This is a genomic window from Pseudomonas sp. M30-35, from assembly GCF_002163625.1.
Classification (GTDB): domain Bacteria; phylum Pseudomonadota; class Gammaproteobacteria; order Pseudomonadales; family Pseudomonadaceae; genus Aquipseudomonas.
Genome location: NZ_CP020892.1, coordinates 4,408,289 through 4,430,855, shown reverse-complemented (window position 1 = coordinate 4,430,855; position 22,567 = coordinate 4,408,289). Strand labels below are relative to the sequence as shown.

Here is a 22,567-nt window from a genome sequence, read left to right as displayed (position 1 = left end):
GCAATGCATTTTAAAAGTTTGTGTTATATGGAAATGGAACTTGAAAAATACGAACAGCCGACAAGGCGTCAGCAATGCAGGGGTATGGCGCGAAGCAAAATGCCTGATTTATAATTTTAAAAATTACAATTGCATTGTCTCAATAAGGGCGGAGATATAATATTCTTGGTGTGAAAAGTCATTTCATTTTTTTATGCAAAATAAAACGATGTTATTGGAGTAATATAATGGACGTTTTGTTATGGGTAGTGTTTGGTTTGATCGCTGGTATTGTCGCTAAATTCATCGCGCCGGGTGAAGGTGGGGGTGGATTTATTATGACTACAGTGCTTGGTATTGTTGGCGCAGTTGTTGGTGGTTGTTTAGCCTCACTTGTAGGCATTGGCAGTATTTCTGGGTTTAATATTCCAAGTATGATTGTCGCTGTTGTCGGAGCGCTGATCGTTCTGTTTCTATATCGTAAGCTATGTAAATAAAATATTATCAGGTGTTTTTTATGAATCGAAAATTATATGCCGAGTTCTTTGGGACTTTTTGGTTAGTCTTTGGCGGCTGTGGAAGCGCAGTTCTTGCGGCGAACTTCCCTGTTAGCGGTATTGGCTTTATTGGCGTATCTCTGGCTTTCGGCTTTACTGTAATGACAATGGCCTATGCTGTAGGGCATATATCTGGTGGTCATTTCAATCCCGCCGTCACTTTAGGTTTATGGTTTGGAGGGCGAGTTTCTTTCAAAATTGTGCCTTTCTATATCATCGCTCAAGTAGCTGGCGGGATCGCCGCAGCAATGACTCTATACTGGGTTGCCAGTGGGCAAGTTGGTTTTAATGTTGTCGACAGTGGATTTGCCGCGAATGGGTTTGGAGAACATTCTCCAGGCCAATATTCAATGACCGCAGCAATCATAGCGGAAATCACATTAACCTGCTTCTTCTTGCTGATCATTATGGGGGCCACGGATTCACGAGCACCTGCAGCGTGTGCTCCGATTGCGATTGGTCTTGGATTAACGCTAATTCATTTGATCAGCATTCCCGTAACTAATACCTCTGTCAATCCTGCGCGCAGTACAGCCGTTGCGATATTCCAGGGTACTTGGGCATTGCAACAGTTATGGTTATTCTGGGTAATGCCGATTATCGGCGGCATTCTCGGTGGGCTAATCTATCGATTCATGCTTCAGAATTCAAATGAGTAGGGTGCTACTTACTGATGCCAAACTTTCAAAGTCACCTTAATGGTGGCTTTGTTGTCTGTAGCCTCTTCCCGCTAGCGGCCTGGCCTGAGCGGTTAATTCATTAATTTATTCGTGTCACGTTCAGCTTCGGCTTGTGTCGAACTGATAATGGCTTCAACTGTATGCGGAATTTAAGCGGCTTGGCTGAAAACTCATTGTGGGCCTCGATATATTGGCAGACAGTTGCCTTTATATCTGAGGATACCCCGGTACAGCGCTCGCCCTTCCAGTTTTGCAAACCAGCTTTTCACAGCGTGAAACCAGGACGGGCTATGCCGGTGTGATCTGCAACTGAACTCTTGGACGGTGAGCCATGGCCACTTCTTTTGTTTATGGAGAAGAGGTTAAGCCGTATTGTGATTAAATTGCTCATGCGATATCTATTGCTTTAACTGCTGCGCCAGAACTGTTCTGGCGTAGCCTCTGCTATTTCCAGCAGTGTTCTCTTGTTGCTGGGTTATTTGTTGTTTGTAGTGAAGTAGTATGCTTGTTTAAGTCTCGCAATAGAGGAGTTTTGTCTTGATATGGATGCTCGCTCTGTTAATTTTAGATACTGTCTTGACTATCATCTTGCAATAGCGAGATGAGGATCAAATGGTTTTCCGGATATTAGTACTCCGTAGGCAATGCAGAGCAGCTTGCACATAGCTGCGCAGATAATCTGTTTACCCGTTTTGCCATTGGCTCTCATTCGCTCAGTCAGTACCCGAATAGCGGGGTTACGAGTGATGGATACGATACCTGGCATATAAAGCCTGGCGCGTAACCTGGCTGAACTCATGCGCGATATCTGCACATGTCCTTTGAGCATTCCTGATTCTTGTAACCTGGGATTAAGTCCGGCAAAGGCCGTGATCGCACGGCTACTTTCGAAGCGTTCGATATCGCCCAACTCCGCCAGTACAAGCGCTGCTGTTCTGTCTGCGATACCGTCGATACTGGTTAGCAGGTCTCGCTGGCCGCGTAGATCGTCGTTGTCATCGAAGTGCTGTTTGATCGCCTTTAGCGTTTCATCGATTTGTTGACGCAAGTGCTCAAGCACCGATTCAATTGACGTCCTGACCTTCTGCTCGCTTGTTACATCTAGACGGTTTTGCTCGATTTGTTCGAGTTCCTGCAAGTCCTTCAAACGACGCACCAATGCTTTCAAGCGGCGAATAGAAGGCTGCTCAGGTTGCCAGGCACGGAGTTCAGGCTGATGCCTGGCGCCATAGTCAGCGATAAGTTTGGCATCGACTTTATCCGTCTTTACCCGCTGCAGCTGGCTGCGAGCGTAATAGGCCATTTGTGCGGGGTTAAGGACGCAAACACGGTAACCCAGCTTAAACAGCCACTCAGCCAAAGCTTCGTGATAGATGCCAGTGGCCTCCATTACGACCCAGGCATCGGCTTCAGCGTGCTTAAGCAACCACTGCCGAAAGACCTCAAAGCCCGCAGCGTTATTACTCAGCTTGGCTTTGGTGCGGTACTTGCCGTTGTCTTGCAGAGTGGCGATATCGAAGGTGTGTTTGGCTATGTCGATCCCTTGAGGATCAATCGGGAACTATCGCTCTAAAATAAGCAGTAGTTGAGATACAAGGGTGGATCATAACGTCTACTGATTTAACTTGCGGTGAATTAAAGATTAACATTACGTGGTGTTTATCCTTGATGGCATCAGTTGTGTTGTTTTCTTGCTATATGCATTCAGGTGGTATGGAGGATTCTCAGTTTGTTTATATTAGTGGTGGGGTGTTTGATGATGTTTGGGTAAGCATGTTGCTATTTAGCTTGTGGTGTTGTTTTGTTTATTAATTGCGGCGTTTGTTCTTCATGATAGTTACTAATGAGTCCGGCTAAGTATAGAGTTCACAAATCAATCGGTAAAAATAAAAACAATGTTTAGGTTGTGTTCTCAGGAACTAAAAGTTGCCGGGGTGTTACATGGGGATGGCTCTGGTCCAAGGACTTGTTGATCTCTCTCTGCTTTAAAAAAACAAAAAAGCTCAAATTAATTTATGAAATTAAATGATGGCTTTCGTTAATCCCCTTGATCCAGCAGGGGAGTGTCAGGGAGTGCCGTTGTTTTTTGTTTTTCCATATTCTTTATTCTAAAATTTATGGTTTATTAGTCACGGTTCATGACGATACTCTGATTTCCCGCCACTTTCTGCGGCTTATATGGATAATGGGAATCGTATGAATAAGATTACAGTTATTAACTGGGATGAAAGTCAGGCTCCACAGGTATTCAACCTGAGCGAAGTGACTTCTGCAGAAGACATTATTGCTGTTCCGGCCATTCAGGATGGTCGTTATTTACTTGAAAATGAATCCGGTAATCAAATCACCGACGGTGTCTCTCTCAGCCGTCATAACAATGATCTGCGTATTCATACAGAGGCCTCTGTTACGCCTTCTGCGATCATTGCTGACTACTACAACTCACCTGCGTTACTGACTGTGCCAGCAACCAATAATATTGTTCAGACGTTGAACGTGGCTGATGTTCAGGAGACGCCGGTTTCTGTATCCCTGCTTGCGGAACCCCCTTATCTTCCATGGTCTGATGGTTACATCAGCAATGTGAGTGTCAACGATGATTTTGGTATTGATCAGGGTGAAATTCCCAATAATGGCGGGACGGATGACCTGACACCTACGCTGCAAGGCATGGTCATTAACGGTGGTGGGCTGGTATTAACCATTTATGCTAACACCGTGGAGATGGGATCGGTTGTTGTGGCAGACGATGGCTCATGGTTTTTCACCCCTGCAGAAGGCCAGTTTGCCTACGATACAAACTATACGTTCCAGACCCTGCTGAAAGATCCGGGTGGCTCCGATATTTTCATTGCACTGCCGTTCAGCTTTACATTATCAGCAGACGCAACACCGTCCGACTCACTGCCGCACACCGGCAATGAAGATCTGATTGTTATTGACCATCTGGTTGATGACGTTGGCGTTCATCAGGGCAACACCGGTAACAATGGTGTGACTGACGATCTGGCTCCGACCATTGAAGGTACAGTATTTGGTGGTGAAGGTCTGGTGCTGAAAGTCTGGGCAAACACGCTTTTCCTGGGGACAACACTGGTTGACGACACCGGTCGCTGGACGTTTGATATCACAGGTCTGGAAGACAATGCGCAGTACAACATTCAGGTGATACTGACTGATCCGGGTTCAGGTGCTGCCATTGTTGCCCTGCCATTTGTCTTCAATACTGGTTTTGACGTACCGGCACCGATCATTACATCGGTTGTTGATAATACCGGTAGTGTCCAAGGGCCATTAGCTGAGGAACAACCAACCAACGATGATCTTCCAACCATCAATGGTACGGCTGATGCAAACGCGGTGGTTAATATTTATGATGGCGACACCCTGTTAGGTTCAGCGCTGACAAATGAAAATGGCGTCTGGACATTTACCCCGGAATCACCACTGAGTGGCGAAGGTCCACACTTTATATCTGCCACAACGACCGACGGTACCAGCGAGTCGGCTCATTCAGGTGATTTCAATCTGAACCTGGATACCGTGATTGAAAAGCCAGTCATTACCGGGGTTGAAGATGACGTAGGGCTGACAACAGGCAATGTTGTACATCGCGGTGTATCTGATGACAGCAGGCCATTGCTGAGTGGCACAGCAGAGGCCAACAGCACTGTTGTTATCCGTGTTACGGGTGCAAATGGTTATAAGCATGTCATTGGTTCAGTAGTTGCTGATGAAAATGGTCTCTGGGAATACCAGGCAACAGCAAACCTGCCGGGTCAATACACTACTGGTACCCGGACGTTTAATGTGATTTCTACCGATGCTGCAGGTAATACCAGTACCAGCGATGGTTATGTAATCACGATTGTCCGCAGCAATATGGATGATGTCACGCCGCCTGATACTGCGATTAACCAGCAGTTGGACGATAATCAGGGCGATCATGTCGGTCCGATCGCCAGTGGCGATACAACAGATGATGCAACGCCAACTTATACCGGTGATGCTGAACCTGGCGCTATTGTAATTATCAGCGACAACGGCAAGGCAATTGGCTCGGTTGTGGCTAATGACAGTGGTCAATGGAGCTTCACGCCGGCTACTCCGCTGCCCGATGGCGAGCACAGCTTCTCGACCATAGTCAAGGACAGTGCCGGTAATATGAGCGAGCCATCTAATTCGATCGATTTTACCGTTGACACCACTCCGCCGGCCGTGATTGACGTCACCGTGCCGGACAACCTGTTGGTTACCGATGATGTCGGTACGCAGGTCGGCGCTGTTGAGCAGAACGGCGTGACTGACGATAACCTGCCAACCTTCTCCGGTAAGAACCAGACCGCAGGCGACATCATCACCATCCTCGATGGCGGTGTGGCGCTGGGTACTGCAGTCGTTAAAGCTGACGGCAGCTGGGAGTTCACCCCGACGGAAGCCATGGCTGACGGTGCGCATTCAATCACCCTGGTTGCCACTGATCCAGTGGGCAACAGCAGTGAGCCGTCTGCAGCCTTTGACTTCACCATCGACACCGCACCGCCGGCCGTGATTGACGTCACTGTGCCGGACAACCTGCTGGTTACCGATGATGTCGGTCCGCTGGTCGGCGCTGTTGAGCAGAACGGCGTGACTGACGATAACCTGCCAACCTTCTCTGGTAAGAACCAGACCACAGGCGACATCATCACCATCCTCGATGGCGGTGTGGCACTGGGTTCTGCAGTCGTTAAAGCTGACGGCAGCTGGGAGTTCACCCCGACGGAAGCCATGGCTGACGGTGCGCATTCAATCACCTTGGTTGCCACCGATCCGGCGGGCAACAGCAGTGAGCCGTCTGCAGCCTTTGACTTCACCATCGACACCGCACCGCCGGCCGTGATTGACGTCACCGTGCCGGACAACCTGTTGGTTACCGATGATTTCGGTCCGCTGGTCGGCGCTGTTGAGCAGAACGGCGTGACTGACGATAACCTGCCAACCTTCTCCGGTAAGAACCAGACCGCGAATGACATCATCACCATCCTCGATGGCGGTGTGGCACTGGGTTCTGCAGTCGTTAAAGCTGACGGCAGCTGGGAGTTCACCCCGACGGAAGCCATGGCTGACGGTGCGCATTCAATCACCTTGGTTGCCACCGACCCGGCCGGCAACAGCAGTGAGCCGTCTGCGGCTTTTGATTTCACCATCGCGGCAGCGGTACCTGATGCCGCGACCGACATCGTTATTAACGATGATGCGGGCGCGGAAAAAGGTGTGATTGTTCCGGGCGGTTCTACTGATGACACCTCCCCGACCATTGACGGTAATGCCGAGCCGGGTAGCACTGTCATCATCAACGATAATGGCGAAGCCATTGGTTCTGTGGTGGTAGAGCCTGATGGCACTTGGAGCTTCACACCGGAGACACCGCTGGATGGCGGTTCACACTCCATTGACACCGTGGTGGTGGATCCGGTAACCGGTGGTGAAAGCGCACCAAGCACGCCGATCGAGTTCTCTGTGGTAACAGAGGGCAGCGACAACTTTGAAACGGCAGCAAAAGCAGCACTAATCGTCGGTGAGCCACTGGTGTTGGCCTCCGGTCTAGTGCTGACCAGCCTCGACAGTGGTCGTGACGCAGGGTCGTATCTGAACGAAATCACCAGCAAAGGTATCGTGTTCTTTGCACCGGAATCATACGGCACGCAGGCGCTGGCCTTACTGGCAGACTCTGTGACCCGTCTGGACTTCGGTGGTGTGACCAATACCGTGAGCTTTGACACATCAGCGGTCTCCGGTGCGGGTGGCTTTGTGCATTACTACGATGCAGACGGTAACGAGCTGAACAGGCTGGAACTTCCAGCTTCAGAAGGCAAAGAAGTGAATACCGTCGCGTGGACAGCCCCTGAAGGTGAGTTCATCTCGTATGTCACCATCAACGTCGGCCCGGAAAGCGGTGACTCCCTGATCCGTGTGGATAACTTCTCTTGGGGTGATACACAGGTTCAGGGTGCAGAAGTTCCGGCTCCGGTGAGCTATTCTCTGGCCGGTATGGATGTGCAGGATGCGGCAGATGTTGCGTTGTTGTCCCAAGTAGCTGATGCGGCACAGGCTTCGGTCAATGTGCATGAGTCTGCGGAAGGTAAACTGACGCTGTCCTTGGACGATGTAATAAGCCAAGCAGAGCAGAACCTGTTCATCAACGACGGCAGTGCGCAGTTCGCGGTGACGGGTGAAGCAGGTGAGCACGTTGAACTGACAGGTGTGACGGAAAGCAGCCTGGCACAGCAGGGCTCGGTAACCAGTGGTGGCATGACGTATGATGTCTACACGGTTGCGGGCAGCAACACTGAACTGCTGGTACAGCAAGGTCTGGAGCTTCAGGCCGCGTCGTAACATGCAGAGCAGTCTGCTGTAAAAAGCAAAATGCCGGTCACATAAGTGACCGGCATTTTTTTACGCGGTTGAAAAGCAGAAGGCCCGGATGTTATTTCAGAGTTTTGCCAGAACGGTTACCAGTCCATAGGAATGAATCAGGGCACTTCCAGGGTATTCACCAGCTTTTATCAGATCACCCCTTCGGCTGATCGATCTTATTTACCATCTTTGATGCTGTAACCCAGTATACCGCCTGTTTCCCGTCCCAAATCGCTTTGCCAGCCAGAACATCAGGTGAGACTATTGTCAGCTTGCCATTTCTGCTGGAGTTTGGCATCAGCCTGCTCGCGGTGGAAATGGGCGATGGCAAGCCGTACGGATGCAGTCGTGACTTTGCGGCGTCTGTTGGCTTGGTGTCCAGACAGCACAGGCGGTAAAGCCAATCTATTGGGGATCAGCAAGCACGGCGATAAGAACCTCAGACGCCTGTTGGCTCAGTACTCTAGGGTTTACATGCAGCGACTGGAATACCAGAAGGGCCCGATGGCCGACTGAGTGCGCTCGCTGTTGATGCGACGCCACTCAATTGTGGTGGCCTGCTATTGCTGCAGTACCACGAGCTACCCTTCAGGTTTTGTGATACTTGGGGATATAGGCGCAGTAACCGGGGCGCGGGCCAATTTTAGGGTGATTACGGCAGGTCTCCGGGCGCACATCATAGATGGTGCACAGGCGCGATTTGCGATCCAGGTACATGCAGTCATTATTTGACAGGCGTGTCAGGGTGAAGATGCCTGATTTCTGGTTGAAGCGTTCAATAATGCCTTCTTTTTGCAAGCGCTTAGCGACGTTTCGTGGCGGGTCGCCTTTTTCAAACTCATCAGCCACACCCATGCGAATCAGGTCATTGAGGCGCACCTCGACGGGCAGTTGGCAGCAGCTGGAGTTGCAGCTGTGGCACATGTCACTGGTGTATTTGGCCCAAGTATCCAGGCGGTCGATTTCGGCGGCGGCAATCAGGTTGTTTTTCATTGGTCTGCTAAGCGTAGGAGGGAGTTGCGGCGGGCGATAATAGCGATGTCAGCAGTTTTGTGAAGTAACATCTGCTGACCGGTTGATTATCGTCTTGTGCAAGTTTAGCAGCGCCTGCCGTGTTGGTGTTTAATCTAGCTGCTAAACTGCGCCCAGCATTGCGTTTCAGCGGTTTGCTGCGCGATTTTGAACTAGGCGATAGGCAGTATTTTACGGCTAGCAGTAGCCCACATTTTCTTCTGGTTTAGCTCAGGGTGATCTTTTGTGCATCTTCGGTTGTGGGGCATGCTCGGTCTTTAGCCGTAATTGTTCTCATTGCACGTTTATCGGTGCGTGGCCGGCTCTTGGGAGTGCGCACCGTTGAGTCTTTTCAGCTCATGTAACCAGTCTGACTGGTCTTTTTCTGTGCAGTTGTTGATCACCAGTGTTGTGTGCTTCGGGGTGATCTTGCTGTCACGCTGGGTTTCGCAGCAGCGCTACTTCCCAGGGCAGAGCAGTTTTATCTGGCTGCACTTGGCCAGCCTCTGGTGGATGTTTGCAGCAAGCCTTGAGATGGCTGCGCAAGGCGCTGAGTGCAAAATGTTTTGGGCGAGTATGGCCTGGCCCGGAATTCTCATGACGCCGACGTTCTGGGCGGTGTTTCTCTGGCAGTACATTTACAGTAATCATCAACGCCTGAGCAATCGGCTGCTGTTGGTGCTCACTCTGGTGCCCACTCTGTGCTGGGCTTTGGCGCTGACTAATCCGTGGCATCACTTGATGTACGTCGAGCAAACAGCGCCGTTCAGCAGTGAGTTCGGTTCGCCAATCAAGTACGTGCATGGCAGCGTTTATTATCTGGCCACAGCTTACGGTTATCTTTGCATGGCGTTCTGCTCCGGCATTGTCATCCGTGCGGTGCTCAACAGTAATGGCCTTTATCGACGTCACTACCTGGCTTTTTTATTGCTCACTTTGGTGCCTTGGGCGACAAACGCCAGCCACGTGTTTCTGGGGATGTCGCTTTTTGGTTTTGACCCGACGCCATTCAGTTTCGCGTTCACCCTGATGGCCTTTGCCTGGCTAATTGTTGGGGTGCGCCTGTTTGACCTGTTGCCGGTTGCACGCAATTTATTACTTGAGGCGCTGTTTGATCCGGTGTTGGTGGTCGATTCGCAGTTGCGAGTCGTTGAGGCGAATCCGTCAGCGCTAAGGCTTTCAGGGCTTGAGCGTGATTGGCAGGGGCGTTATTTGCAGGATTGGCCAGTGGTAGGGGCAAAGTTATCTGAGGTGCTTAATCAGGCGCAGGGTTGCGAACCCAATCAGTTGCTGTCTTTACCGTCATTGAATCGCTATTTCGAGCTGAACATTCGCCCGGTCGAACGCACCACGCGCCATGAAGTCGCGCTATTGGGGCAAATGCTTTATCTGCGTGATGTCTCCCAGCGCCATATGAGTGAGCTGCAGTTGGCTGAAGCCCTGGCGGTCAGTGAGCAGCGGTTGCTTACTATCTCGAATTTGCACGAACAGCTGCGTGAGCAAGCACTTTGCGACCCGTTGACCGGGCTCTACAACCGGCGCTATCTGGAAGAGTTTTTTACGCTGGAGATCGACCGCGTACAGCGTGAGCAAAAACCATTATCACTGGCGCTGATAGATCTCGATCACTTCAAGCTGCTTAACGATAAACATGGCCACCTTGAGGGCGATGATGTGCTTAAAGCGCTGGCTGATAACCTGCGGCTTAACGTGCGCAGTTCGGATGCAGCGTTTCGTATCGGCGGTGAAGAGTTTCTTATCGTGTTGCCGGGGGCGGATCTTGAAGAGGCTTCTAAGCGCTTGAATATCATCTGTAAACAGCTGGCAGGGCAGCCGTTGGAAACCCGTGGTGGTTTACGTCAGGTGACCTTGTCGGCAGGTATTGCATGCTGGCCGATGCAGGGTTCCAGTCTGGATGAGTTGCTCGATGTCGCTGACGCTGCCCTGTATCAAGCCAAGCGCGCGGGGCGAAACCGAGTGGTCGCGTTTCTGTGAGTGACGTTTGCATAATGACTGGCGAGGATCATTCAGTCAGACCAAGTAGTGCAATCACTGCAAAAACTGGCTAAATTTGAGCTGTTGGTACTGCCTATAACAATAAATAAAGGAATACCCAGTGAAACGCATCCTAACTCCGCTCGCTGTGGCGTGCATGCTTGCCAGCTATTCAACGTTTACCAGTGCTGGTCCCTTCAGCAACTTGATTGTATTCGGTGACAGTTTAAGTGATGCCGGGCAGTTTGCTGATACAGATGGCCCCGCTGGCGCGACTCGTCGCTTCACCAACCGGGTGGGTCCTACCTATCAAAATGGCAGCGGTGAAATCTACGGCTCGACCTCACCTATGTTGCTGGGGGAGCAGTTAGGTCTGGGGCCGCAAGCACCTTCCACTTCACAGGTTTATGCTGATCAAGGTCTGGCCGACGGCAATAACTGGGCTGTAGGCGGTTACCGCACTGATCAAATTTACGACTCAATTACCCAGGCTGGCGGCTCGGTAGCAGGCACTCGCACTCGCGATGGTTACTTGGTTGACCTGGCAAACCGTGGCTTGAGTCTCGACCGCAACGCGCTGTTCTACGTCAATGGCGGCGGCAACGATTTTCTACAGGGCACTATCTTTAGCTCTGGCCCGCAGGTGGCTGCGACTCAGTTGGCCGACAGCGTGCGCGCCCTACAAGGTGCAGGTGCGCGCTATATCATGGTTTCGCTGCTGCCAGATGTTGGCACAACGCCAGCTATCTCAGGCACCGCCTTAGCGCCGACCATTACCGCGATTGGCCAGGATTTCAACACTGAGTTGGTCAGCCAGCTGTCACAAATCGATGCGCAAATCATTCCGCTTAACGTACCCGTACTGTTTAACGAAGTGCTGCAGAATGCTGCTGCGTATGGCTTCGATAGCACGCAAAATCTGACCGGCAGTTGCTTTGCCGATTGCGGCGATGTCAACGCGACGTGGGGCATCAATAGCGCTACACCGGACCCGAGCAAGCTGATTTACAACGACAGCGTGCACCCGACCACTGCCATTCAGGAAATCTTCGCCGATTACGCCTACTCGCTGCTTGCGGCGCCTTGGGAACTCAGCCTGTTGCCAGAAATGGCCCACGGCACCTTGCGCGCTCACCAGGACCAGTTGCGTAACCAGTACATTGCGGACTGGGAAGCCTGGCAGCCAGTGGGGCAGTGGCGTGCAATTGTTTCTGGCGCAGGCCAGCATCTCGACTTTGACAGCCAGGCGGCTTCGCCAAGTGGTGATGGAGACGGCTACAGCCTCAACGTCGGCGGCAGCTATCGAGTCAATGATAGCTGGCGCTTTGGCCTGATGATGGGGCTTTACGAGCAAAACCTTGAGGTGGGCAGCGCAGATTCCGACTACGACATGCGCAGTTACCTAGGCAGCGCATTTGCTCAGTATCAACATAACCGCTGGTGGGCGGATGCTTCCGTGTCGGCCGGTTATCTGGATTATCACGACCTCAAGCGCAAAATTGAACTGGGGCGCGTTGAGCGATCAGAAAAAGGCGATACCGACGGCACCTTGTGGGCGCTTTCGGGACGGGTCGGCTATGACATCGCGCAGCCTGGCAGCAACTGGCACCTGAGTCCATTTGTGAGCGCGGACTATGCAAAAATTGAGGTCGATGGCTATGACGAAAGTGGTGCTAGCTCCACAGCCCTTAATTTCGGTGATCAGGACCGCACTTCCAAGCGTCTAGGCATCGGTATGCAGGGCCGCTGGGCAATCACTCAAGCGACTCAGGTGTTTGCTGAAGTTGCCCATGAAGCCGAGTACGACGATGACAGTACAGATGTGCGGGTTTCTCTCAACAGCCTGCCCGGAATTGACTACAAATTGCAGGGCTACACTCCAGACGACAATCTCGATCGTGCCAGCCTGGGTTTTAGCCAGCAACTGGCTAGCGACCTTGCACTGCGCGGGGTTTACAGCCTGAGCAAGAGTGACGACAACAAGCAGCAAGGTGTTGCGCTGTCACTGGCCTGGGACTGGTAACTACCGATGGGCGGCAGCAGAAGACGCTGGCGCCCATAAACGGTTAAACTGCGCGCGATTTCCTATCTTCGGAGCCTGACATGTCCCGCGTTACCCTGAGTCGCTATCTGATCGAGCAAACCCGCAGCCACAACACTCCGGCTGATCTTCGCTTCCTGATTGAAGTTGTTGCACGGGCTTGTAAGGCGATCAGCCATCAAGTGTCCAAGGGTGCGCTTGGCGGCGTGCTAGGCAGCATGGAAACCGAGAACGTCCAAGGTGAAGTGCAAAAGAAGCTCGATGTTATTTCCAACGAGATTCTGCTTGAAGCCAACGAGTGGGGCGGCCACCTGGCGGGCATGGCATCTGAAGAAATGGACAACGCTTACCAAATTCCGGGACGTTATCCGAAGGGCGCGTACTTGCTGGTTTTCGACCCGCTCGATGGCAGTTCGAATATCGATGTAAACGTCTCTGTTGGAACCATCTTCTCCGTTCTGCGTTGTCCTGAGCGTAACGGTGACGAGGGCGATTTGGGCGAAGACGCATTCCTTCAGCCGGGAACTGAGCAGGTTGCCGCCGGTTACGCGATCTACGGCCCGCAGACCATGTTGATGCTGACGCTGGGCAACGGCGTTAAAGGCTTCACTCTGGACCGCGAACTGGGCAGCTTTGTGCTGACCCATGACAATATCAAGGTGCCTGAAACCACCCAGGAATTTGCCATCAATATGTCCAACCAACGCCACTGGGAAGAACCGGTTAAGCGTTACGTGGGCGAACTGCTGGCCGGTGAAGAGGGTCCGTTGAAGAAGAATTACAACATGCGTTGGATTGCGGCCATGGTGGCTGACGTTCACCGCATTCTCACCCGTGGTGGTTTGTTTATGTACCCGCGTGATGGGCGTGAACCTGAGAAACCAGGCAAGTTGCGCTTGATGTACGAAGCTAACCCGATGTCGTTCATTATCGAACAGGCTGGCGGCGTCTCAACCAACGGCGAACAGCGCATCATGGATATCCAGCCGACTTCCTTACACCAGCGTGTTGCGGTTTACCTGGGTTCGAAAGAAGAAGTTGAGCGCGTTACCTCTTACCATAAGAAGTAAACCGTGAATCAGCCTTGGCAGGAATTGCTTGAGTGGTGGTTTGGTCCATCGACAAGTGCCGTCGAGGCTGCTGCTGCGCGCTCCAAACTTTGGTTTGGTAAGCGCGACAGCCAAGATGCCGAGGCGCGAGAGCGCTTCGGTGACTGGGTCGAGCAGGCATTGGCGGGTCAGTTGCTTGAATGGCAAAAACAGCCCGAGGGCTGGCTGGCGCTGATTCTGTTGCTTGATCAATTGCCGCGAATGATCTTTCGTGATGATCCACGAGGGTATTCCGGTGATGCGCTTGCTCAGCAGTATGTTCAAGCAGGCATTGCGCAAGGCTCTGACCTGCAATTAGCACCTATCCAACGGGTGTTTATTTATTTGGTCCTGGAACACGCCGAAGATCTTTGCTTACAAGACCAAGCGGTTGCGGCATTTACCCAACTGCGCGCCCAGGCCAGCCCATCTGAACAGGCATTGTTCGCTGATTATCTCGACTATGCCGAGCGTCATCAGCGAATAATTGCGCGCTTTCAACGCTTCCCCCATCGCAACACCGTTCTGGGTCGTCCCTCGACTGAACAGGAACAGTTATTTTTGCAGGAACCTGGCTCGCGTTTCTGACGTCATATGCGACAGACGGTGAGCGAGTGTGCCAATCTTAGCTCACTGAAAATAGGGAGCTTTAGTTATGTCGCTGCGTAATATCGCGTTGCTGGGTTTTTGTGTATTGCTTGCTGCATGCAGCAAGGTCACGCAAGAAAACTATTCAAAACTCAAATCTGGGATGACTAAAGCCGAGGTTGAAGCATTGCTCGGTGATCCGACTGATTGCGCGGGTGCTATGGGTTTGTCGAGCTGTACGTGGGGCGATAGAAAGCAATTTATCAGCGTTCAATACGCCGGCGATAAAGTCATGATGTTTTCAGGCGAAGGCCTGAACTGAGGAAGCTATGAAGCGAATTCTTATAGGCGTATGCGCGGCTGCAATGTTGGCTGGCTGTGCCAATTCCGGCACTGGAGCAGTGCCGCCTAAGACCGTCGATAAAGTTGACCTGGAGCGCTACCAAGGAACTTGGTATGAGCAAGCACGCTTGCCGATGTTCTTCCAGCGCAACTGTGAGCAGTCGCAGGCGGAATACGCGCTGCAGGCTGATGGCAGTGTCAGCGTGGTTAACAAGTGCCGCGACGCCGAAGGTAAATGGCAGGAGGCCGTGGGCCAAGCAGTGCCTCAGGTTGAGGGTAAGACCGATAAACTCTGGGTGAGCTTCGATAATTGGTTTAGCGATCTCTTACCGGGTGTGGCCAAGGGTGATTACTGGGTGCTGTATCTGGATGATGACTACCAGCATGCGCTGGTTGGCAGCCCTAATCACAGGTACCTGTGGCTGCTGTCACGCAGCACTGAGCTAAGCACAGAGCAGCGCGCCAAACTGCTTGAAGTGGCGCATGACCGTGGTTATGACACCGAGGAACTGATCTGGCGCACGCCGGATGCAGAGATGCCAAAACAATAAGCACAATGCGCCCGCCGTAACGCCGGGCGCGTTATTGCCAGTTCAGCCGAGCCAACTTCCAGGTATCGCCTTCAAGCCACCACTCAAGTTTCACTGCGTAATGACGCGCGCTATCCGGGATCAATCCTTCAGCCCCGGTCAGGGCTACTTGGGCTTCGGTGTAGCCTTTAGAGCTGTAAGTTGGATCGATTCGACTGTCTTTACTCAGGGCCATGACTTTGACGTTCTTGTAACGTAGAAACAATAAAGTCATGGTGCGCTTGGCCCAGTCGTGATCAAACTGCTGCTGGGCGGCGAATTCAGGGTGTAACTGGTCCAGCACCGCGTTGGTTTTTTTCGCTTCAAGGTCGTCCTGTAGTTGCTGTACAGCCTTGTCTAGTGCAGCCTGTGGGCTATCTTTGGCGCCACAACCCAAGAGCAGGGCGAAACCCAGCAGTAGCGGTAAAGCAAATAGTTTTACTGACATACGCGATGCCTACTCCATGGTTATGATGCTCGGCAGAAAGGTTGTTACCAGTGCCGATGACACTGTAAAAAATATTTCAGGAGCTAACCATGCAAACGTTGTATCCGGAGATTAAACCCTACGCCCGCCACGAGCTGGCAGTGGATGCGCCGCATGTGCTTTACGTGGATGAAAGCGGATCGCCGGATGGTTTGCCTGTAGTGTTTGTTCATGGCGGTCCGGGAGCCGGGTGTGATGCGCTGAGTCGGCGCTTCTTTGACCCGAACCTGTACCGCATTGTCACCTTCGACCAGCGTGGCTGCGGGCGCTCAACCCCGCATGCAAGTGTGGAGAACAATACCACTTGGGATCTAGTCGCTGACCTCGAAGTTATTCGCCAGCATTTGGGCATCGATAAGTGGGTGGTATTCGGTGGCTCGTGGGGTTCGACTCTCGGTTTGGCTTATGCTCAAGCGCATCCCGAGCGAGTCCACGCTTTAATTCTGCGCGGGATATTCCTCTGCCGTCCGCAAGAACTGCAGTGGTTCTATCAGGAAGGTGCCAGCCGCCTGTTTCCGGATTACTGGCAGGATTACGTTGCGCCGATTCCGCAGGAGGAGCGTGGTGACCTCATGCGCGCATTTCATAAGCGCCTGACCGGTAGTGACCAGATCGCCCAGATGCATGCGGCTAAGGCATGGTCTACCTGGGAGGGCCGCACCGCGACACTGCGACCAAACCCGCAAGTGGTAGACCGCTTTTGCGACTCACATCGGGCCTTATCAATTGCCCGCATTGAGTGCCATTACTTTGTTAACAATGGCTTCCTTGAGCCTGATCAACTGATCCGTGACATGCACAAGATTGCCCATCTGCCCGGTGTTATCGTGCACGGTCGCTATGATGTGATCTGCCCGCTGGACAACGCTTGGGAGCTGCACCAGAACTGGCCAAACAGTGAGTTGCAGATTATCCGCGACGCTGGCCATTCCGCCTCTGAAGTCGGAATCGCCGATGCATTGGTCCGGGCAACAGATCAGGTTGCACGACGTATCCTTGATTTGGCGCCGGATGAAGCATGAAGGCACTGATTCAGCGGGTAAGCAGTGCGCAAGTGACGGTTGAGGGCGAAGTTGTTGGCGCGATTGAACAAGGTTTGCTGGTACTCGTTGGTGTGGAGCCACACGATACGCCCGCCAGTGTCAGCAAAATGTTGCACAAACTGCTCAAGTACCGGGTCTTTAGTGATGCCGATGGCAAGATGAACTGCTCGGTGAGTGATGTTGCTGGCGGCTTGCTGCTGGTATCGCAGTTCACCTTGGCGGCAGATACTAAAAGCGGCCTGCGCCCGAGCTTTTCTACTGCTGCGCCGCCAGCGATGGCTACGGAGCTGTTTGATCTGTTGCTCGAGCAGGCACGCCGCCAGCACCCGGTTGTCGCCACCGGGCGCTTTGGCGCTGATATGCAGGTGCAGTTGATCAACGATGGACCGGTCACTTTCCTGCTAGAGACCTGAGGCCGGTTTCAGCGCTTGCTGCTCTGTAGCAGAACGTCACAATCTGCTCATTCTGCTGTAGCGCTAAATCGGACTGTTCGGCCAAACACGCGATTTTTCCTGGAACCCCAACCCAATTGGTGTCCTGGCCGATTCTGCTATCGGCTAAGCCAAATAAGTTTTCTGGTTCTGTTCGTATGCCAGACACCCGCCTGATGAGGGCTTGCGCTGCTGATGTCTCCAGGCTGCAATCTCATAAGTTGGGGCAAGTAGGAAGCCTGGTGGGTCACGCCGAAAATCATGGTTTTGCTTGACCCCAGTTGGTAGCGGTGACCGTCGACCTCCAGCCTCGAGCCACATGGCTAGGCTCTGTGGGTCTTCGACTTCGTCGCGGGTGCCCAATCAGGGGGCGATGGGGTGAAGCTGAAGGTCGCGCCTTCTATGGTCATACCCCATCAACCGTGACTCCAAGCTACCAGGGGGCTGGGTTGAGCAGATTTAGGCTGAGCGTACGTGCGCGCCAGTGCCTCCGGCCCAGCGGTACTTATCCATGAGCGCGTCGGATAGCTGGACGCCAAGGCCAGGAGCACTCGGCGGCAGGATGCGCCCATTACTGAACTGCAGCGGCTCGGCGAGCATCTCGTCGCGCAGAGAAAAGCCCCAGGTCGGGTATTCCTGCAGTGTCACATTGGGTGCGGCAAACGCCCAGTGAAGGTTGGCCATTAATGTTGCCGCTGACCCCCAAGCATGGGGAACAACGCCCATGCCGAAAAGTTGTGCATTAGCTGCGATGCGCATGCATTCAAGAATGCCCCCGGAAGTGCAGGCATCCGGTTGAATAATGTCTACGCTGGCATGTTTCATCAGGTGACCGAATTCAGTTGCCCCGAACAGTGTTTCACCACCACTGATAGGCATTGGGGCTGCCGAACGGACCCTGGCCATACCCTCGTAGTCATCCGCGGCGCAGGGCTCTTCCAGCCAACTGATGTTGAATTCATCGATGGCTTTGGCGAAGTTAATGGCTGTTTTGACATCCCATGGAGCAGGGTGCGAGCCCATTACGGCGTCGACCATCAGGTTAATGTCCGGGCCAAGTAACTCGCGGCATTTCGCGACTTTGTCTACAGCTTGGTGAATATTCGTCGGTACGCGGATTTTGACGCCAGGCATGCCGGCAGCCACATAGCCGCGCATTTCTTCCTCCATCAATTCCTGCGGAAGCTCCAGACCGGCTGAGGCGTAATAGCTCAGGCTTTCATTGGCAAGTCCGCCAATGAGTTTCCAGACCGGCAAACCGGCAGCCTTCCCGGAGATATCCCACAAAGCGTTTTCAATTGCGCTGATGGCATTGATCGACGCGCCTACTCGTCCCCAGTACTTGCATGCTGAAGTCATCTTCCGTGTTAGCAGGGCAACGTTACGCGGGTCGCAACCGATCAGGACTGTTTCGAATTGACGAATGACCGCGCCAGAGGCTTCGGGGTAAAACCAACCTCCTGAGTAGGTGTCGCCGATGCCGTAAATGCCTTCGTCAGTTTGTATGCGTACCAGCGATGCATTGGCGACCTGCATTTCGCCGCCCGACCAACGAGCGGTCTTGTTGGGAGCGAGAGGGACAGAGAGCAGAATATGCTCTATAGCAGTGATTTTCATTATTCTTGATTCCACAGGGTTGTTCGGTAAACGGATGCGATGCGTCGGAGCTCCGCTATTGTTCTTTTATCAGTCTCAGGCGCTTGAGATGGGCAATGTGACTGTCGACCAGGGCCTTGGTTTCCGGTGATTTTTTCGCCCACTCTTCCCAGGTTTCACGTGCAGCCTTGCGAAAGGCTGCCCTGTCTTCGGTGCTCCAGTCATATACCGTGACGCCACTGGCTGTGAGTGAATCGAGGACTTTGCGGTTTTCGACCTCAGAGCGCATGGCAACTTGCAGGGCCAGTTTCTGCATGGCAGTGTCGATAATTGCGCGCTGGGTATCGGTCAGCGAGTTCCAGACACCGCTATTGCAGGCGAGATGGTCAGCCGACATGGAATGGAAGCCAGGGAAGGTCGTGTATTTGGCAATGTCATATATGCCCAGGCTCTTGTTATTCGCCAGGTAGGATGCGTCGGCACCATCGATAATGCCGGTTTCAAGGGCCGAGAAAATTTCGGTGAAGTCCATGACCACGGGTTTGGCGCCCAGTTTGGCAAAAATGTCGGACTCCATGCCCGGTGGGGAGCGGAACTTGAACTCTTTCAAGTCCTTGATGGTTTTGATTGGACGAGTTGAACTGAGTGACTCCTGACCGCCAGTGTGCCAACCGACGAAGGTCATGCCGTATTTCTGGTACAGCTTGTTCAGTACTTGTTTTCCGCCACCGTAATACAGCCATGAGAGTTGCTGGTAGGGCGTGTCGTAGCCACCCATCATGTCTGAGGCAAACTGAAACGCAGGGTTTTTTCCGGTCAAATAGCTGGCGTTAGTGAAGTCGCAGCTGAGTACGCCATTGGCTGCCGAATCAAATGAGCTGGCAGTATCAACCAATGCGCTCGAGTAGTACATGTCGACCTTCAGGCTGCCGCCTGACATGGTCTCGATATCAGACTTGAATTGGCCGATCAGTTCACCCGTAGGACTGCTTTCGGATTGGGCTGTCTGAATGCTCAATGTGGTTTGTGCCAGAGCCGCTCCGGCGAGGGCCATAAGTGTTGCGGCACTGGCAAGTGTATGTTTTAGCTTCATAGGTACTCCGGCTTCGTTTTTGTTGTTAGTCGGGTATGTTGACTGACACGCTCCTTCACTCAGAAGCGGATCGTTCTCCAATTAGTTGGTCGGTGAGCGCTTGTGCAGCGCGAGTAAACAGGGCGAATACATGGTCTTCATCGGGGGCGTCGGTGGTATCGATATGCCTGACGAAGGGGCAGGTAAGACTGCAAATCACCCGGCCAGAAAAGTCCAGGATTGGATAGCTCATGTTCACAATTCCCTCGGCGGTAATACTGGCTTCCCGGACAAACCCCTGGCGCCTGATTACCTCAAGCTTGGCCAGAAACTCATCCGTGGCGAGTGGCTGCTCCCCAGCCACTAAGCAGTACTTTTCGATCATTTGCCGCTGAACATCCTCGGGCTGAAACGCCGCGAGCACTTTGCCCGAGCCACTGTTGTACAGCCCAATATGTGCGCCATTGCGCAGCGACCACTGCCAGACCCCCGGTGATATGACAGGGTTTTCGACCACGACATTGCCGTCATCCCACACCGCCAGATGACATGATTGATAAGCCTCGCGCGCGAAACTGCGCATGATCGGCTCGGCAATTGTCTTTAACCGCTGCATGGGTGGATAGGCATTGACCAGCGTCAGCATTTTTAAACTGAGCTGATAACGATCTCCTGAGCCCGTCGTGACGATGTATCGGCGCCGAACCAGGGTGTCGAGCATGCGGTAAATCTCGTTAACGCCCCTGCCCAAGGTCCTCGCTATTTCGGTTTGACTAATTGGGCCGTCAGACACCGCTAGCAATTCAATAATGTCGAGACCCTTATCCAGCGCGGGAGCTGAATAGCGGTCGGTTTTGGGTTTTTCTTGCTGCGGTTTTTTCTCAGTCATCAGTTGCTCCTAACGCAATCCTTGAGCTGGACAGGTGCAATTCGTATTAGCAAATTATCTTACTGGTGAAAAAAGATTTCGTAAATAAAAAATAGGTGTTATAAAAAATACAGATCGGCTTAGAGCCGGAGGCAGAGCTAAAGAGGGGCATATGGAGCACTACACAAAACAATTGGCGACTTGCTACACGGGAGTTGTGCACGATGTGATGCGTGCGATGGGACTGCGAAATTTCACTTTACCGCGTACCTTGCGTCCGTTGATTAAAGGCCAGGTTCTGTGTGGGCCAGTCTTCACGATCGAGGGGCGGGTTGATGAAACCGCCGATGCGCATGAGACCTTGCTGCAATGGACCGGTTTGCTATCCAAAGCAAAGCCGGGACACATTTGGGTGTCTCAACCGAATGACAATGAGGTGTCCCATATGGGTGAACTTTCCGCCGAGACGTTGCAGAAAAACGGCGTTCTGGGGTGCGTGATCGATGGCGGGATTCGCGATAGCAGTTTTCTGGAGAAGATCGAATTTCAGGTCTGGCGCCGATTCCACACCCCTCGCGATGTGGTTGGCCGTTGGTTACCAGCAGGCTTTGATGTCCCAGTAATTATCGGTGATGTGACGATACAGCCTGGTGATTACCTGCTTGGTGATGTTGATGGTTTGGTACGCGTGCCAAAAAACCAGATTGCACAGGTTACCGAGGCTTCGGTAGCTGCGATGCAGACCGAGAACAAAGTGCGAACAGCAATTATGGATGGCACTGATCCGCAACAAGCCTACCTGCGCTACGGGAAATTCTAGCAATCCATTTGCGTACCAGCGTACGCCTAAAGGGACAAGGTCAGCCAATGGGTACCTGATTAATCATGCTTTGGTACGACTACTGGTATTTGCGGATTGTGGCGCCGCTCTTTGCTTAAACAAGGAACGGAAGTAAGGAGTGGTCTGTGCAGTGGATATGTATGCGCTAACAAGGTGGTGTGCTGGTTCGGGGTAATCCTGTATGGGCCAAATGGCACCGTTAAGCGCGACGCTAATTATAAAAATGACAAGGAGTTGCCCGTGTTCAATGCTGTTTTCTGGCCATTGAGTTTTGTTTCTGCAGCCAGCTATTGTGTCTGGAATTTTCCCAGTTACCTGCTTCTGTTCAACCTTGCAGGACTAGGGCTTGGTAATACATATCAAGCTGCAGGTTGGTTTGACGTTTCAGTTCTTATTTTAGCCTGTCTTGGTTTTGTACTTGGGGTGCTGTTCGTTACCCCGATCGAGGGCGAGTTACCTGTGCAGACTTGGTTTGATCGTATCGGCCTGTTTGCTGGCAGGATCTCGATGGTTCTTATCATGACTCTGGCTGTGGTCATGGCATATGAAGTGGTAGTGCGTTATATCTTTGCCGCACCTACTTTATGGGCCAATGAGTTGTCCCTGTGGATCGCTGGGTTGGTGTTTCTACTGGTGGGCTTCTACGCTCAGCAACAGCGAATTCATATCCGTATTGACATCCTGCACAGCGCCTTGCGTCCATCGTTGCGCAGGTGCTGTGACATCGTGAGCAGTCTGTGCTTGGGGTTATTTGCCAGTGCATTTGTCTGGGGATGTTTTAACGACGTGCAACGCAAACTCTCCAACTGGGAACGCTTCGGTACCAGCTTCAATCCACCGATTCCCGCAACACTATTGCCTTTGCTTGCGCTCATTATTGTGCTGATTGCAGTTCAGTCATTTATCAACCTTGTGGTTGACTGGAATGCACCGGGTCCTGGCCGTGCTGTTGATAGCAACCAGAGCCTGGAGAGATAGCG

At 52.5% G+C, this 22,567-nt stretch carries 19 protein-coding genes and 1 pseudogene; 14 read left to right on the top strand and 6 right to left on the bottom strand.

Annotated elements, in window-relative coordinates; genetic code table 11:
• Window positions 1–227 precede the first annotated feature (227 nt).
• Complete coding sequence (locus B9K09_RS20355; protein WP_087518513.1) at window positions 228–476, top strand: GlsB/YeaQ/YmgE family stress response membrane protein; 249 nt, start codon at window positions 228–230, stop codon at window positions 474–476.
• 20 nt (window positions 477–496) lie between these two features.
• Window positions 497–1,195, top strand: coding sequence for an aquaporin Z (gene aqpZ, locus B9K09_RS20350; protein WP_087518512.1), 699 nt, complete (start codon window positions 497–499; stop codon window positions 1,193–1,195).
• A gap of 604 nt (window positions 1,196–1,799) precedes the next feature.
• On the opposite strand, the gene B9K09_RS20345 is transcribed toward aqpZ, so the two are convergent.
• A complete protein-coding gene (locus B9K09_RS20345; RefSeq protein WP_256574329.1) occupies window positions 1,800–2,720 on the bottom strand; it encodes an IS110 family transposase in 921 nt (306 codons plus the stop codon).
• A gap of 692 nt (window positions 2,721–3,412) precedes the next feature.
• On the opposite strand from B9K09_RS20345, the gene B9K09_RS20340 reads away from it, so the two are divergent.
• Window positions 3,413–7,594, top strand: a complete 4,182-nt coding sequence (locus B9K09_RS20340) for an Ig-like domain-containing protein (RefSeq protein WP_087518510.1) — start codon at window positions 3,413–3,415, stop codon at window positions 7,592–7,594.
• Between the two features lie 320 nt (window positions 7,595–7,914).
• Window positions 7,915–8,128, top strand: a pseudogene (locus B9K09_RS20335) (transposase); the annotation flags it as partial.
• Between the two features lie 75 nt (window positions 8,129–8,203).
• Here the strand turns inward: B9K09_RS20335 and B9K09_RS20330 are convergent.
• Complete coding sequence (locus B9K09_RS20330; RefSeq protein ID WP_087518509.1) at window positions 8,204–8,608, bottom strand: YkgJ family cysteine cluster protein; 405 nt, start codon at window positions 8,606–8,608, stop codon at window positions 8,204–8,206.
• Between the two features lie 405 nt (window positions 8,609–9,013).
• On the opposite strand from B9K09_RS20330, the gene B9K09_RS20325 reads away from it, so the two are divergent.
• The 6 genes from B9K09_RS20325 to B9K09_RS20300 all read left to right on the top strand — a co-directional run bounded on the left by B9K09_RS20325 (window position 9,014) and on the right by B9K09_RS20300 (window position 15,231).
• Window positions 9,014–10,621 (top strand): histidine kinase N-terminal 7TM domain-containing protein, encoded by a 1,608-nt coding sequence (locus B9K09_RS20325; RefSeq protein WP_256574129.1) that lies wholly within the window; start codon window positions 9,014–9,016, stop codon window positions 10,619–10,621.
• A gap of 121 nt (window positions 10,622–10,742) precedes the next feature.
• The gene (gene estP / locus B9K09_RS20320) at window positions 10,743–12,644 is read left to right on the top strand and encodes an esterase EstP (RefSeq protein ID WP_305882858.1); all 1,902 of its coding nucleotides are present in this window, start codon (window positions 10,743–10,745) and stop codon (window positions 12,642–12,644) included.
• Window positions 12,645–12,724: 80 nt separating this feature from the next.
• Window positions 12,725–13,732 carry a class 1 fructose-bisphosphatase gene (locus B9K09_RS20315; protein WP_087518507.1) on the top strand — a complete coding sequence of 336 codons (1,008 nt, stop codon included), beginning with the start codon at window positions 12,725–12,727 and terminating at the stop codon, window positions 13,730–13,732.
• 3 nt (window positions 13,733–13,735) lie between these two features.
• Window positions 13,736–14,338, top strand: a complete 603-nt coding sequence (locus tag B9K09_RS20310; protein ID WP_087518506.1) for a DUF924 family protein — start codon at window positions 13,736–13,738, stop codon at window positions 14,336–14,338.
• A gap of 67 nt (window positions 14,339–14,405) precedes the next feature.
• A complete protein-coding gene (bamE, locus tag B9K09_RS20305) occupies window positions 14,406–14,660 on the top strand; it encodes an outer membrane protein assembly factor BamE (RefSeq protein WP_087518505.1) in 255 nt (84 codons plus the stop codon).
• A gap of 7 nt (window positions 14,661–14,667) precedes the next feature.
• Window positions 14,668–15,231, top strand: a complete 564-nt coding sequence (locus B9K09_RS20300; protein WP_087518504.1) for a lipocalin family protein — start codon at window positions 14,668–14,670, stop codon at window positions 15,229–15,231.
• A 31-nt stretch (window positions 15,232–15,262) separates the two neighbouring features.
• On the opposite strand, the gene B9K09_RS20295 is transcribed toward B9K09_RS20300, so the two are convergent.
• Complete coding sequence (locus B9K09_RS20295; protein ID WP_087518503.1) at window positions 15,263–15,697, bottom strand: hypothetical protein; 435 nt, start codon at window positions 15,695–15,697, stop codon at window positions 15,263–15,265.
• A gap of 89 nt (window positions 15,698–15,786) precedes the next feature.
• Between B9K09_RS20295 and pip the strand changes: the two genes are divergently transcribed.
• Both pip and dtd read left to right on the top strand, forming a co-directional pair.
• Complete coding sequence (gene pip, locus B9K09_RS20290; protein WP_087518502.1) at window positions 15,787–16,758, top strand: prolyl aminopeptidase; 972 nt, start codon at window positions 15,787–15,789, stop codon at window positions 16,756–16,758.
• Entirely contained in the window at window positions 16,755–17,192 is a 438-nt protein-coding gene (gene dtd, locus B9K09_RS20285) for a D-aminoacyl-tRNA deacylase (RefSeq protein ID WP_087518501.1), read from the top strand. The genes pip and dtd overlap by 4 nt, the downstream gene beginning before the upstream one ends.
• A gap of 477 nt (window positions 17,193–17,669) precedes the next feature.
• Here the strand turns inward: dtd and B9K09_RS20275 are convergent, their stop codons facing one another.
• The 3 genes from B9K09_RS20275 to B9K09_RS20265 are packed head-to-tail and all read right to left on the bottom strand — an operon-like array spanning window position 17,670 to window position 20,767.
• Window positions 17,670–18,827 carry a mandelate racemase/muconate lactonizing enzyme family protein gene (locus tag B9K09_RS20275; protein ID WP_087518500.1) on the bottom strand — a complete coding sequence of 386 codons (1,158 nt, stop codon included), beginning with the start codon at window positions 18,825–18,827 and terminating at the stop codon, window positions 17,670–17,672.
• Between the two features lie 55 nt (window positions 18,828–18,882).
• Complete coding sequence (locus tag B9K09_RS20270) at window positions 18,883–19,899, bottom strand: TRAP transporter substrate-binding protein (protein WP_087518499.1); 1,017 nt, start codon at window positions 19,897–19,899, stop codon at window positions 18,883–18,885.
• Between the two features lie 55 nt (window positions 19,900–19,954).
• Complete coding sequence (locus B9K09_RS20265) at window positions 19,955–20,767, bottom strand: IclR family transcriptional regulator (protein WP_087518498.1); 813 nt, start codon at window positions 20,765–20,767, stop codon at window positions 19,955–19,957.
• 151 nt (window positions 20,768–20,918) lie between these two features.
• Here B9K09_RS20265 and B9K09_RS20260 point away from each other — a divergent pair, with 151 nt between their 5' ends.
• Together B9K09_RS20260 and B9K09_RS20255 are read left to right on the top strand one after the other, a co-directional pair.
• Window positions 20,919–21,566 carry an RraA family protein gene (locus B9K09_RS20260; RefSeq protein WP_087518497.1) on the top strand — a complete coding sequence of 216 codons (648 nt, stop codon included), beginning with the start codon at window positions 20,919–20,921 and terminating at the stop codon, window positions 21,564–21,566.
• Window positions 21,567–21,827: 261 nt separating this feature from the next.
• A complete protein-coding gene (locus B9K09_RS20255; protein WP_157699377.1) occupies window positions 21,828–22,565 on the top strand; it encodes a TRAP transporter small permease subunit in 738 nt (245 codons plus the stop codon).
• Window positions 22,566–22,567: the final 2 nt, after the last annotated feature.

Excerpts from the sequence above, each read along its gene's own strand:
- B9K09_RS20300 (WP_087518504.1), top strand. The coding sequence starts at position 14,668 with ATGAAGCGAATTCTTATAGGCGTATGCGCGGCTGCAATGTTGGCTGGC.
- B9K09_RS20260 (WP_087518497.1), top strand. The coding sequence starts at position 20,919 with ATGGAGCACTACACAAAACAATTGGCGACTTGCTACACGGGAGTTGTG.
- B9K09_RS20270 (WP_087518499.1), bottom strand. The coding sequence starts at position 19,899 with ATGAAGCTAAAACATACACTTGCCAGTGCCGCAACACTTATGGCCCTC.
- B9K09_RS20295 (WP_087518503.1), bottom strand. The coding sequence starts at position 15,697 with ATGTCAGTAAAACTATTTGCTTTACCGCTACTGCTGGGTTTCGCCCTG.
- aqpZ (WP_087518512.1), top strand. The coding sequence starts at position 497 with ATGAATCGAAAATTATATGCCGAGTTCTTTGGGACTTTTTGGTTAGTC.
- B9K09_RS20265 (WP_087518498.1), bottom strand. The coding sequence starts at position 20,767 with ATGACTGAGAAAAAACCGCAGCAAGAAAAACCCAAAACCGACCGCTAT.
- B9K09_RS20275 (WP_087518500.1), bottom strand. The coding sequence starts at position 18,827 with ATGAAAATCACTGCTATAGAGCATATTCTGCTCTCTGTCCCTCTCGCT.
- B9K09_RS20355 (WP_087518513.1), top strand. The coding sequence starts at position 228 with ATGGACGTTTTGTTATGGGTAGTGTTTGGTTTGATCGCTGGTATTGTC.
- B9K09_RS20330 (WP_087518509.1), bottom strand. The coding sequence starts at position 8,608 with ATGAAAAACAACCTGATTGCCGCCGCCGAAATCGACCGCCTGGATACT.
- dtd (WP_087518501.1), top strand. The coding sequence starts at position 16,755 with ATGAAGGCACTGATTCAGCGGGTAAGCAGTGCGCAAGTGACGGTTGAG.
- B9K09_RS20340 (WP_087518510.1), top strand. The coding sequence starts at position 3,413 with ATGAATAAGATTACAGTTATTAACTGGGATGAAAGTCAGGCTCCACAG.
- pip (WP_087518502.1), top strand. The coding sequence starts at position 15,787 with ATGCAAACGTTGTATCCGGAGATTAAACCCTACGCCCGCCACGAGCTG.
- B9K09_RS20315 (WP_087518507.1), top strand. The coding sequence starts at position 12,725 with ATGTCCCGCGTTACCCTGAGTCGCTATCTGATCGAGCAAACCCGCAGC.
- bamE (WP_087518505.1), top strand. The coding sequence starts at position 14,406 with ATGTCGCTGCGTAATATCGCGTTGCTGGGTTTTTGTGTATTGCTTGCT.